Origin of the sequence: Acidovorax sp. SRB_14, from assembly GCF_012932145.1 — a bacterium.
Lineage (GTDB): Bacteria > Pseudomonadota > Gammaproteobacteria > Burkholderiales > Burkholderiaceae_C > Simplicispira.
The window spans coordinates 226381-238822 of record NZ_MWOK01000001.1 but is presented as its reverse complement, the minus strand read 5'-3'; the positions used below and the strand labels follow the sequence as shown (position 1 = coordinate 238822).

The following is a 12442-nucleotide window of genomic DNA, read 5'->3' as shown; positions in this document are numbered from 1 at the left end:
TCTGGGCGGGTAAAAAGTCGACCCAACGCCACAGCACCTTTCATTCAAGCAGCTGACACGCTCCATTGCCTAACTGTCTTCGCTGCACATAAGGAATCGACCCATGGCACTCGAAACTGTCCAATATGCACCCAGCGACTTTGATTTTGCGGTGGGAGACTGGCGCGTCAAACACCGTCGCTTGAAAGACCGGCTGGTGGGCTCTGACCACTGGACAGAGTTTGACGGGAGCATGTCCACCCAGAAGATTCTGGGGGGCTATGGCAACGTTGAGGACAATCTGCTGCGGCTCCCTGAAGGCGAGTACCGCGCAGTTGCTGTCCGCTCCTTCGATCCACAAACCCATCAATGGTCAATCTGGTGGTTGGATGGCCGCTTTCCAGGGAAGATGGACATACCGGTGGTCGGCCAATTCAACGAACAGATCGGAACGTTCTATGCGGAAGATGTGCTCAACGGCACACCGATCCGTGTGCGATTCATCTGGTGGACCCGCGATCCACAGAATCCGCGTTGGGAGCAGGCATTCTCAGAGGATGGGGGCGCCACTTGGGAAACCAATTGGACCATGGAATTTTCAAGAGCGTGAGTCCGTGGAATATGTTGTGGCCATCCAGTCACGCTCGCGCTGTTTTCTTTTGGTGGCACGGCGGATAAAAATAGCCTGACATCCACTGAATTTCAGTGAAATTCAACCGACGGCGCATCGCCAGAAGATGAGCAAATTATTGGGGGGCTATTTCAATGGGTGCAGGTTGAATCCGGCTGGCCATTGAATAAATAGGCGATTAGCCCGCTCAATCCGCAGCCTGTTCCGCCCCTGCCACACCCAGCATGCGCTGTGCCCAGGCTGGCATGGCCTCCACCAGCGCCGTAGTGGCCGCCGCGGTGCGAATGGCCACCAGGCGCGGGCCGCCCTCGGCGACTTCCGTGGCGTCGTACAGGTAGGCCACGTCGGCCAGGCGTACGGCCTGCGCGAGGTGGGTCATCGTGCGCGGGTAGCGCGCGAGGATGCGTTCGGGTGGCACGGGATGACCGCCTTCGCGCACGCGCTGGGCCACGCGGTCGAGCAGGCGGGCCGGGTCGTCAAGCGCCACGGTGTGCAGCGCGACAGTGAAGCCATGGCGTTGGGCTTCCTCGATAAGCGCCAGCTTGGAAGGGTGAGAGAACACGGTTTCGCTGGCGAAGGGGGTGCGTGCCGCGATCAAGGCCGTGCGGCGTGCCTCGGCCCAGGCGCGGGCGGCTTCGGAGCGCTCTTGCGCGTTGGCGATGTGCTGGAGGTGCCCGCGCTCGTACAGGTCGGCGTTCACGAATTCGAGCGGCGGCCCGAGGATGCCTTCGCGCACCAGCGCGCGGTAGAGCGTGGACTTGCCCGCGCCATTGGGGCCGGCGAGCAGATGGAACCAGAGGGGCGAGGGCGTTCCATTGCGGGGCGCTGCCATGGGCTCAGGCCGTGCGGGCCTGGTTTTCGCGCACCACTTCGCGCACGCGCTGGGCCAGCGAGCCGCTGGTCTGCGCGGCCAGCAGGCGGGCGCTCAGCGCGTCCACCGAGGCGGGGGACGTGGCCGGCGTGTGCGGGGTTGAGGCGGTTTCGTACTGCTCGATGGCGGTGCGGGCTTCCTGCACGCTCAGGCCGGTGTGTTCGACGATCTGGCCCAGCGTGGCCCAGTATTCGATCTGGCTGGCCACCGAACGGCGCATGGGCTGCGCGGCCTGGCGCGCCTGCTCGACGAGGGCGCTGGGAAGTTTGACGGATGCGAAGGGGGTGGCGGCCATGCTGATCTCCTGATTGGCGCATTTTGCGCCAATCAGGGGTGAAAAGCAAAAGAAGAGAGATGCGGCAAATGGACGCAGGGCACACCGGAAAGCCGAAGCGCTATTCAAAGGAGAGCTGCCAGCGCTTTCTGGGAAAGGGCTACAGCCTTATTTGTCTCTTTCCGATATGGATCCGATGGCTGAGTCGCTGCTTTGCCGCCACAGGCCCGGCGGCGCGGGCCCGTGGAGGGGAAAGACGGGCCTAGATGCGTCCCATCAGCATCAACACCACCAAGATCAGAATGATCAAGCCAATACCGCCGCTGGGGCCGTACCCCCAAGAGCTGCTGTGGCCCCACGTAGGCAGGACGCCAATGAGGATCAGGATCAGCACGATGAGAAGAATCAGGGAGATCGACATGGCAGATCCTTGTTGTTGGTGATGACCGCATTGTTCGGTGCACCAAGGTGCGGTTTGGCAGGCCGCAGGCGTGTCAAGGCGTAAGGGTTTTTCAGCAAGCGCTGTCAGACAAAGCGCTCGCAGCTATTGATTCAATAGCTGTAAGCGCTTGACCCATCAGCGCTGGAGGCTGTTTTTGCTTGCATTGCCGATGGCGCGAACGCAGAGGCGCTTCAATGGGCTCCGCCCGCGTCCCCGGGCGCACCGGCCGGCACGCGCGGCGGGCGCTGGGTGAGCCAGATGGTGCCGATCAGTGTGAGGAACAGGAAGGCCGAGCCCAGGAAGATGTCGTCCACCGCGCGGGTGTAGGCCTGCTGGTCGATCAGGCGGTTCACCTGCGCCAGCGCCTGCTCCATGGACAGGCCCGAGGCGGTCAGGCCGTTCAGCGTTTGCGCGAACACGCCCTGGCCCTGCACCAGCGTTTCGGTCAGGTGCGCATGGTGCAGCGCGGCGCGGCTCTCCCACAGCGTGGTGGTGATCGAGACACCCATGGCGCCGGCCGTGATGCGGGTGAAGTTGCTCAGGCCGGCCGCCGCCGGAATGCGCTCGGGCGCCAGGCCCGAAAGCGTGATGGTGGTAAGCGGAATGAAGAAGAACGCCATGGCCGCGCCCTGGATCAGCGTGGGAATCAGGATGGTCACGAAGTCGGTCTGCACCGTGAACTGCGCGCGCATCCACAGCACCAGCGCAAACACGATGAACGCGCCTGTCGCCATGCGGCGCGGGTCCCACTGGCCGACCTTGCGCCCGACGATGGGCGTGAGCAGGATGGCGAACAGCCCCACCGGCGCCAGCGCCATGCCGGCCGAGGTGGCGGTGTAGCCCATCCACTGCTGCAGCCACAGCGGCAGCAGCACCACGTTGCCAAAGAACAGCGCATAGGCGACCGACAGCGAGAGCGCGCCAAAGGCGAAATTGCGTTCCTTGAACAGCTTGAGGTCGACCACCGGGTGCTTGTCGGTCAGCTCCCACACCAGGAACAGCGCAAACGCGACGGCGGCCACCACGGCCATCGCGACGATTTCGTGGGAGGCAAACCAGTCCAGTTCCTTGCCTTTGTCGAGCATGAGCTGCAGCGCGCCGACCCACAGCACCAGCAGCGTCAGGCCGACGGTGTCGATGGGCAGTTTGCGTGTGGGCGTCTCGCGCGTGCGGTAGATGCCCCAGGTCAGTGCGGCGGCCAGGAGGCCCACGGGCACGTTGATGTAGAAGATCCAGGGCCATGAGATGTTGTCGGTGATCCAGCCGCCCAGCAGCGGCCCGACCACCGGCGCCACCAGCGTCGTCACGCCCCACAGCGCCAGCGCCGTGCCCGCCAGCGCGCGCGGGTAGCTTGACAGCAGCAGCGTCTGCGACAGCGGAATCATCGGCCCGGCCACCAGGCCCTGCAGCACGCGGAAGAACACCAGCATTTCAAGCGACGAGGCAAAGCCGCACAGCCAGGACGTGAGCACGAACAGCAGCACGCTCATGGTGAACAGGCGCACGGCGCCAAAGCGCTGCGTGAGCCAGCCCGTGAGCGGCACCGAAATGGCGTTGGCTACGCCAAAGCTGGTGATCACCCAGGTGCCCTGGCCCGGGCTTACGCCCAGGTCGCCGGCAATCGCGGGGATGGACACGTTGGCGATCGACGAGTCCAGCACGTTCATGAACGTGGCCAGCGACAGCGCCAGCGTGCCCAGCAGCAGCGTGGTGCCGTGCAGCGGCGTTGGCTCGGCGGGTGCGACGGCCGGGGGCGTCGGGGGTCCGCCCGCAGGCGCCGGCAGCCCGGCGGAGGATGAAGCGGCAGTCATGCGGGTCGGTTCTGCCGTTTATTGCGCTGCGGCCGGGCGCGCCGACGCGGCCACTTTGCGGCCCAGGTTGGCAGCGATGATGGCCTGCACCTCGGCGTCGGCAGCGAGCAACTGCGCGTCGAACACCTCGGTGGCCTGCGGCGGCGTGGTGCTCGGCGTGTCGGACAGCGTCTTGCCGTCCTGGTTGCGGATGTCCACCGACACGTCCATCGACAGGCCCACGCGCAGCGGGTGCGCGGCCACTTCCTTCGGGTCGAGCGCGATGCGCACCGGCACGCGCTGCACCACCTTGATCCAGTTGCCGGTGGCGTTCTGCGCCGGCAGCAACGCAAACGCCGCGCCCGTGCCTGCGCCCAGGCCCGCCACGGTGCCGTGGTAGGTGACCTTGCTGCCGTACACGTCGGCCTGCAGTTCGGCGCTCTGGCCGATGCGCAGGTTCTTGAGCTGGCTTTCCTTGAAATTGGCGTCCACCCACAGGTCGTTCAACGCCACCAGCGTCATCAGCGGCGCGCCAGCGGCCACCCGCTGGCCCAGTTGCACGCCGCGCTTGGCGATGGTGCCGTCGAGCGGCGCCTTGAGCTGCGCGCGCTCCAGCGCCAGGTAGGCCTCGCGCACGCGGGCGGCGGCGCGCTTCACGTTGGGGTGCTCTTCGGGACTGGTGCCCTCGGTCTGCGTCTGGCCGGCCACCAGTTGTTCCTTGGCCGCCTGCACCGCCGACTGGGCGGCGGCGACGGCGCTCTTGGCCGCGGCCAGTTGCGCGGTGGCGTGCTGGAACTCTTCCTTGCCCACGGCGCCCGTGGCCAGCAGGGGGCTGCGGCGGTTCACGTCGTCCTGGGCGCGCGCGGCGTCGGACTGGGCGCGCGCCAGGTCGGCTTCGCGCAGGCTGACCTGGGCCTTGAGCGGGGCGTTGTTGGCAAACAGGGTGCGCACTTCGCGCACGGTCTGTGCCAGCTGCGCCTCGGCCTGCTCCAGCGCCACGCGGGCATCGGCCGCGTCGAGCTTGACCAGCACCTGGCCGGCGCGCACGAAGTCGGTGTCGTCGGCGCCGATGGCCACCACCGTGCCGCCGACCTGCGGCGTGATCTGCACCACGTTGCCGGCCGCGTAGGCGTTGTCGGTGCTCTCATAGTGGCGCGCATGCACCCACTGCCAGCCGCCCCAGGCCAGGCCGGCCACGGCCAGTGCCACGGCGATCACGGTCAGGCCGCGGCGGCGCGCGGGGTTGGTGGCGGGGGCGGCAGCAGGGGCTGCGGCGGTGGTTTCGCTCATGGCAAGGGTCTTTCGAGAGGCGTTTTTGTCAGGGGTCAGCGCGCTGCCGTTTCCAGGCTGCCGGTGTCGTCGCTCCAGCCGCCGCCCAGGGCCTTCATCAGCACGACGCGGGTGTCGAGCTGGCGCGCGCGCAGGTCCACCGCGAGGCGGCGCTGGGCGAGCAGCTGGCTTTCGGTGTTCAGCACCAGCAGGTAGTTGCCCAGCCCGGCGCGGTAGCGCTGCACCGCGAAGTCGTACGCGGTCTCGGACTTGGCGCTGGCCTCGCCCTGCAGCGCCTGCTGGCGCGCGAGCGACTGCACCGAGGCGATCGCGTCGCCGGCCTCTTGGACGGCATCGAGCAGCGCGCCGTTGTACTGCGCGATCGCGGCGTCGAGCTCAGCCTGCCGGCCGCCCAGTTGTGCGCGCAGCCGCGTGCCGTCGAACAGCGGCAGGCGCAGCGCGGGCGCCACGCCGATCTGGCGCGAGCCGGCGTTGAACAGGTGGTTCAACCCAAGCGCGTTGAGGCCGATGAACGCGCTCAGGTTGATGTCGGGGTAGAACTGGGTGCGCGCCACGGCCACGTCCTGCGCGGCGGCCTCCACGCGCCAGCGCGCGGCCACCACGTCGGGGCGGCGGCCCAGCAGGTCGGCGCCCAGCAGCTCGGGCACGTCGCTGAGCGCCAGATGCTGCAGCTGCGGCGCCAGCTGCGCCTGCGCATCGGGCGCCTGGCCGCACAGCACGGCCAGCTGGCGGCGCGCCAGCGTGATCTGTTCATCGAGCGCCTCGATCTGCGTGCGCACATCGGGCAGGGCGACCTGGGCCTGCGTCAGTTCGACCTGGCTGTCGAGCCCCGCCTGCGTGCGCTCGTTCGTGAGCTGCAGCATGGCGCTGCGCTGGGCCAGGTTGCGCTCGGCCACGGCGCGCTGCGCCAGCAGCCGCGCCAGCGCCACATAGCTGCGGCTGACCTGCGCGGCCAGGGCGTTGGCGGCCGCGGCCGCGTCGGCCTGCGCGGCGCGCGCCTGGCCCACGGCGGCGGCCAGTTCGGCAGCGTGCTGGCCAAAGAAGTCGGGCGACCAGTTCAGGCCGGCCTGCAGGTTGGCACTGGTCCAGGTGTTGCCGGCAATGGGCGGCGGAACCAGCCCGTTGGCGCTGTAGCGCTGGCGCGAGGCGTCGGCCTCCAGCAGCGCGTGCGGTTGGGCGGCGGTGCCGGTGGCTTCGGCCAGCGCCTGCGCGCGCGCGAGGCGGGCACGGCCCACGGCCAGGCTGGGGCTGCCCTGCAGGGCCTGTTCGACGAGGGCGTTGAGCTGGGCGTCGCCCAGCGCCGTCCACCACTGCGGGGCGGCCGGCGCCGATGCGGCGTTGACCAGGCCGAGCGCGGCCGGGGAGGTGGCCGCCAGCGGCCGGTGCGCAGGGCCGGGCGAGGCGCAGCCCGCGGCGAGCAGGCAGGCCGCCGCCAGCGTGCCGAGGGCGGCGGGGCGTCGCAGCGCAGCGGCGGTTAAAGGAAACGGGGAGGGCATGGGCGTCTTGGGGAGTGAAAGCATTAGCCGGCCGGCTTGCCGGTGGACTGGCGCAGCGCTTCGCCGTTGGCCAGCATGCGCTGCAAAAACTGCAGCAGCTGTTGCCATTCACCGTGGCTGAAGTCGCTCAGGTGGCCGTTGAGCACCTCGGCGAGCGCGCCCGGCACCTTGGCGGCGACCTCGCGGCCCGCATCCGTCAGCACCAGGTGCACCACGCGGCGGTCCGCGGTCGAGCGCTCGCGGCGCACCAGGCCTTTGGCCTCGAGGCGGTCGAGCGCGCGCGTCATGGCGCCGGGGTCGATCTCCAGGTCGCGCGCGAGACTGGCCACGGTGTTGCTCTCGCAGCGCATGAGCTTGTAGAGGGGCAGGTACTGCACATAGGTCAGGTCGTGCGCGGCAAGCTGCGCATCGGCCTGCGACAGGACGGAGCTGAGCACCTTGCGCATCAGGTAGCCCACGCTCTGGTCGGGCGTGTACTGGCCGGGCTCATAGAAAGGGCGGGGCGCCGCAGCGGGTTGGGACATGGCGCGCAATTTACTTGCCTAGACAATGATTGTCTCGACATGAATTGATGCCCGGGAGCCCTGCGGGGTTTTTTTGCCGCCGCGCCGACAGGGATCGGATACCTTGGGGCAGGGCGTCTTCGCTATTTAATCAATAGCTTTCCGCGCTTGTTGGTATTGGGCTGAAGGCACTTTGGACTCCAAACTCAGGCGAGCCGCACCACCGCCACGATCGCCACGCCGATCCACAGGTTGACCACCACCCAGGTGCGGATGCTCGCCAGCGCCTGGCCACCCGTCGCCCAGTCCGACGCGGCGGCGGCGCGCTGCAGGCGCTTGAACAGCGCAAAGCGGATGTGGCCAAAAATCGCCATCATCACCAGGCCCAGCGTGGCCATCACGGTCCACGACAGCGGCATCGAAAACTGCCCGCCCGACTGCACGGCCTCCTTGGCGACGCGGCCGATCATCCACAGCCCCGTGCCCAGCACCAGCACCACCGCGGCCGCAATGGCGGCAAAAAAGCGCTGCAGCACGCCCAGCATCAGCGGCACGCGCAGCGCGGGAGGCAATGTCTGCGCGGCCGGGCGCAGGAAGAAATGGGCGAACACCATGCCGCCGATCCAGACGATGAGGGCCAGCAGGTGGATGAGCTTGAGGGTGGCGTAGAGCATGGGGGAGCTTTCAAAAGAGGCCCTGGTGGGGCGGGATGCATGCATGTCGGGGCCGGCCGGCGCAGCCTGCCGGCCGTGGCGGGGAAGGCTTCAGGCGGTCGTGCTGGCGCCGCCGTGGCAGCTCGGGTGGGGCGCGGGCGCGCTCGCGGCCCGCCACGCGGCGGGAGCGCCGTTTCTCTTGCACTGGTACATGGCCGCGTCGGCGTGGGCCAGCAGCGTGGTGGCTTCGCTGCCGTGGTCGGGGTAGACCGCGACGCCAATGCTCGGGACGATGGCCACGCGCTGGCCTGGCAGCGTAAAGGGCGCGGCAAATGCGGCCAGGATCTTTTGCGCCACGCTGTCCGCGTGGCCGCTCGACTGGCCGCTTTCGAGCAGCACCACGAATTCGTCGCCGCCCAGGCGCGCGACCGTGTCCGAACTGCGCACGCAGCCGAGCAGCCGCTGGGCGACCTGTTGCAGCAGCAGGTCGCCCGCAGCGTGGCCGAGGGTGTCATTGACCTGCTTGAAGTGGTCCAGGTCCAGGAACAGCAGCGACAGCCGCGTGTGGTCGCGCCGCGCCCGGGCCAGCGCGGTGCGCAGGCGGTCGAGAAAGAGCTGGCGGTTGGGCAGCTCGGTGAGCTGATCGAACTGCGCCATGTGCTGCAGCCGGGCATGCATCTGCTTGCGCTCGATGGCAAACGCGATCTGCGCGGACACGAACTGCAGCAAATCCCTGTCCTTCTCGGTGTAGCGCGCGTCCTCGCCATAGCCCTGCAGCACCAGCGCGCCGATGGCGCCGCGCTGCGTTGCCAGGGGCACGCCGAGCCAATAGGGCGCCGCTGCCGCCGCTGCCTCCGCTGCGCCAGCGGTCTCGGGCGTGACCAGCAAGGTCTGCCCGCTGCGGATGACCTGGGCGCACAGCGCGTCCGCGCCCAGCGGCAGTGGCGGGGGCGCCGCATGGCGTTCGTTCACGTGATAAGGAAAGCTCAGCTCGTCGCGCTCGGCGTCGTACAGCGCCACGGCAAAGTTCTGTGCCGCCAGTAGGCCGCCCAGGGTCTGGTGGATGCGCTCGAACAGCGCCAGCAGGTCTTCGGCCGTGTGGGCCGCCTCGGAAATCGCGTACACGGCGGCCTGCAGCGCCTCGGTGTGCTTGCGCTCGGTGACGTCGTGCGCCACAGCCACGCGCACCTGCTCGGTCTCCACCCAGCGCGCGGTCCAGCGGATGTGCGCGATGCGGCCGTCCTTGCGCACGTAGCGGTTCTCGAAGCCCAGTTGCAGCCCGCCGTCCGTCACGCGCTGCGCTTCCTGCCGCGTGAGCTCGCGGTCGTGCGGGTGCACCAGATCGAACATGCGCAGACCCACGGCCTCTTCGGGGGTGTAGCCAAAAATGCGCTCGAATGCCGCACTCACAAAAACGATGCGGCTTTCGACATCGACGATGCAGACGGCGTCGAGCAGCAGGTCTGCGAGGTTGGTGGACAAAAGGCGGTGCATGGCGGCGGAGCGTGAAGACATTTTCAGGGCGCGGCGCAGCGGGCGGTGGGGCGGGAAATGGAGCGGGCGGGCATCGCGGCATTGTGCCCGCCTGGCGTGACAAGCGTGCGGCCAGGGCCGGCTGCGGGCAAGGCAGAATGCCATGTGCCCGCCGGCAGAGCGCCGGCCTTCCACCGACCGCCGACCGCGCCATGGACAAACACTACCTCACCCCCCTTTTCACGCCAGCGTCCATCGCCGTGCTGGCTGGCAGCTCCGAGGCCCCCGAGCAGCTCACGCCGCAGGCGCGGGCCGTGCACAGCGCGCTGCGGGCACAGAAGTTCAAGGGCACGTTGCAGTTTCTCGATGTCCACACCAGCGGCACGCTGGCCGACCTGGCGCAGCGGCGCGCCGACCTCACGGTCATTGCCCTGCCGGCGCAGGACCTGCCGGCAGCGCTGGAGGTGGCCGCGCGCATCGGCTCGCGCGCGGCGCTGGTCATCTCCAGCGGGGTGGGCGCGGCCGAGGCCGCAGAGCTGAAGAAAATCGCCCAGCGCGAGGGCATCTACCTGCTCGGCCCCAACAGCATGGGCCTGCAGCGCCCGGTCTTGGGCCTCAACGCCAGCGCAGTCGGTCCACTGGCCAATGCCGGCCCGCTGGCGCTGGTGTCGCAGTCGGGGGCGCTGACCTCGGCCATCCTGGACTGGGCCGGCAACAACGGCGTGGGCTTTTCGTCGGTGGTGTCGCTCGGGCCCGAAACGGCGCTCGACATCGCGCAGGTGCTCGACTTCCTGGCCAGCGACCCGCACACGCAAAGCATCGTCGTCTACCTCGAAGGCATCTCGAATGCGCGCGAATTCATGAGCGCGCTGCGCTCGGCCGCACACGCCAAGCCGGTGGTCGTGCTCAAGGCCGGGCGCAAGCCGGCCGGCAACCGCGCGGCGCTCACGCACAGCGCGGCCATCGTCGGCAGCGACGACGTGTTCGATGCCGCCCTGCGGCGCGCGGGCGCGGTGCGCGTACGCTCGTTCGTGGAATTGTTCTCGGCCGCCAAGTGCCTGGCCTCGCGCTACCGCGCCGTCGGCCCGCGCCTGGCCATCGTCACCAACGGTGGCGGCCCGGGGGTGCTGGCGGCCGACTGGGTCAATGAAATCGGCCTCGACCTGGGCACGCTGCAGGGGCCGCGCGCGCAGGCGCTGGCGCCACAGCTGCCCCCGCTCGCCTCGCTCAGCGACCTGATCAATTTATCGGAAGACGCCACGCCGGCGCACTACCAGCTGGCGGTCGAAGCGGCCAGCGCCGAGCCCTTGGTCGACGGTGTGCTGGCCATCTATTCGCCGCGCAGCAACGCCGATGCCAGCGGCGTAGCGCGCGCGCTGGCGCAGACCGCACGCCAGATGTCCAAGCCGCTGCTGACCTGCTTCATGGGCGATGCCCAGGTGGTGCCGGCGCGCGCTGTGCTGCGCGAGGCGGCGCTGCCGGCCTTCCGCACGCCCGAGGCGGCGGTGGGCGCGTTTGGCGACATCGCTTCGTTCTACCAAAACCAGAAGATGCTGCAGCAGACGCCGACCTCGCTGAGCGCGCTGGCCAAGCCCGACATCGCCGGCGCACGCCTGCTGATCGAGAGCGTGCTGGCCGAGCAGCGGCATGTGCTGACCGAGATCGAGTCCAAGACGCTGCTGGCGGCCTTCCACATCCCCGTCACGCAGACCGTTCTGGCGCGCAGCGCCAACGAGGCCATGATGATCGCCACGCAGCTGGGCTTTCCGGTGGCGCTCAAGATCGATTCGCCCGATGTGGCGCACAAGTCCGACGTGGGCGGCGTGGCGCTCGACATCCGCAATGGCTCGGCGGCGCGCGACGCCTACAACGACATGGTGCAGCGCGTGGCGCACGCGCAGCCCGGCGCGCGCATCAACGGCGTGAGCGTGCAGCGCATGGCGCGCGGCCAGCGCGGGCGCGAAATCTGCATCGGCATGGTCAGCGATGAGCCGTTCGGCCCGGTCATCACCTTTGGCGCGGGCGGCACCATGATCGAGCTGATCAACGACCGCGCGATGGAGCTGCCGCCGCTCAACCAGTACCTGGCGCACCACCTGATCGAGCGCTCGCGCGTGGCGCAGACCCTGGGCGAGTGGCGTAACGCCCAGGCCGTGAACCGCGAGGTGCTGGAGCAGACGCTGCTGCGCGTTTCCGAGATGGTGTGCGCGCTGCCCTCGCTGCGCGAGATGGACATCAACCCGCTGATCGTCGACGAGTTCGGCGCGGTGGCGGTCGACGCGCGCATCGTCATCGGGCACGCGCAGCACAGCAGCGGCTTTGGCCACCTGGCCATACCGCCGTACCCGGCGCAGTACGAGCATGTCTGGCCGCTGCGCGACGGCGGCCAGTACACCGTGCGCCCCATCCGCCCCGACGATGCGCCGCAGCTGCAGGCGCTGGTGCAGGGCCTGTCGCCGCAGAGCCGCTACTTTCGCTTCGTGTCATCGCTGGTCGAGCTGCCGCCCTCGATGCTGGCGCGCTTTGCGCTGATCGACTACGACCGCGAGATGGCGCTTGCCGCCATCTTCCGTGAGCGCCAGGTGGCCGCCGACGGCACCGTGACCGAAACCGAGCGCCTGGTGGGCGTCTCGCGCTACGTCACCAACCCCGACCACAGCAGCTGCGAGTTCGGCCTGGTGGTGGCCGACGATTTCAACGGCAAGGGACTGGGCTCGCGCCTGATGCTCAGCATCATGGACGTGGCGCGTGACCGCGGCCTGGCGGAAATCGAAGGCCTGGTGCTGGCCAACAACACCAGCATGCTGCGCCTGATGCGCAATCTGGGTTTTGCCATCAAGCCTTTTGCCGAGGATGCCGACTTCAAGCTCGTGACGCACCGGCTGTGAATGGATTCCCTGCGCGCCCTTGGCAGCGCCGTTGCGCTTGCCCGTCGTCCAGTGGCGGAGCACGGTCGGGAGCGCGGAAAGCCGTGCGCGTGTCGCATTGCCACACGCATCGGTGGCACCGCCAGTGCTTCGGTGCTCTTTAAATGAGAGCT

Annotated in this window: 11 protein-coding genes; 2 read left to right on the top strand and 9 right to left on the bottom strand. The window is 68.7% G+C overall.

Annotated features, from left to right (window positions below):
* Nucleotides 1-103: 103 nt before the first annotated feature.
* Nucleotides 104-589 carry a DUF1579 domain-containing protein gene (locus B2J86_RS01070; protein WP_169168489.1) on the top strand — a complete coding sequence of 162 codons (486 nt, stop codon included), beginning with the start codon at nt 104-106 and terminating at the stop codon, nt 587-589.
* 208 nt (nt 590-797) lie between these two features.
* On the opposite strand, the gene B2J86_RS01065 is transcribed toward B2J86_RS01070, so the two are convergent.
* The 9 genes from B2J86_RS01065 to B2J86_RS01025 all read right to left on the bottom strand — a co-directional run bounded on the left by B2J86_RS01065 (nt 798) and on the right by B2J86_RS01025 (nt 9423).
* Nucleotides 798-1442, bottom strand: coding sequence for an AAA family ATPase (locus B2J86_RS01065; protein ID WP_169168490.1), 645 nt, complete (start codon nt 1440-1442; stop codon nt 798-800).
* 4 nt (nt 1443-1446) lie between these two features.
* Nucleotides 1447-1776, bottom strand: a complete 330-nt coding sequence (locus B2J86_RS01060; RefSeq protein ID WP_169168491.1) for a hypothetical protein — start codon at nt 1774-1776, stop codon at nt 1447-1449.
* A gap of 241 nt (nt 1777-2017) precedes the next feature.
* The gene (locus tag B2J86_RS01055) at nt 2018-2176 is read right to left on the bottom strand and encodes a DUF3309 family protein (RefSeq protein WP_169168492.1); all 159 of its coding nucleotides are present in this window, start codon (nt 2174-2176) and stop codon (nt 2018-2020) included.
* A gap of 212 nt (nt 2177-2388) precedes the next feature.
* Entirely contained in the window at nt 2389-4008 is a 1620-nt protein-coding gene (locus B2J86_RS01050) for a DHA2 family efflux MFS transporter permease subunit (protein WP_169636203.1), read from the bottom strand.
* An 18-nt stretch (nt 4009-4026) separates the two neighbouring features.
* On the bottom strand, nt 4027-5277 hold the full coding sequence (locus B2J86_RS01045; protein ID WP_169168494.1) for an efflux RND transporter periplasmic adaptor subunit: 1251 nt from the start codon (nt 5275-5277) through the stop codon (nt 4027-4029).
* A 35-nt stretch (nt 5278-5312) separates the two neighbouring features.
* Nucleotides 5313-6773 (bottom strand): efflux transporter outer membrane subunit, encoded by a 1461-nt coding sequence (locus B2J86_RS01040; protein ID WP_173024511.1) that lies wholly within the window; start codon nt 6771-6773, stop codon nt 5313-5315.
* 23 nt (nt 6774-6796) lie between these two features.
* Nucleotides 6797-7297 (bottom strand): MarR family winged helix-turn-helix transcriptional regulator, encoded by a 501-nt coding sequence (locus B2J86_RS01035; RefSeq protein WP_169633133.1) that lies wholly within the window; start codon nt 7295-7297, stop codon nt 6797-6799.
* A 185-nt stretch (nt 7298-7482) separates the two neighbouring features.
* Nucleotides 7483-7950, bottom strand: coding sequence for a CopD family protein (locus tag B2J86_RS01030; RefSeq protein ID WP_169633132.1), 468 nt, complete (start codon nt 7948-7950; stop codon nt 7483-7485).
* Between the two features lie 90 nt (nt 7951-8040).
* Entirely contained in the window at nt 8041-9423 is a 1383-nt protein-coding gene (locus B2J86_RS01025; protein WP_173024595.1) for a GGDEF domain-containing protein, read from the bottom strand.
* 191 nt (nt 9424-9614) lie between these two features.
* On the opposite strand from B2J86_RS01025, the gene B2J86_RS01020 reads away from it, so the two are divergent.
* A complete protein-coding gene (locus B2J86_RS01020; protein ID WP_173024510.1) occupies nt 9615-12290 on the top strand; it encodes a bifunctional acetate--CoA ligase family protein/GNAT family N-acetyltransferase in 2676 nt (891 codons plus the stop codon).
* The last annotated feature ends 152 nt before the right edge of the window (nt 12291-12442 follow it).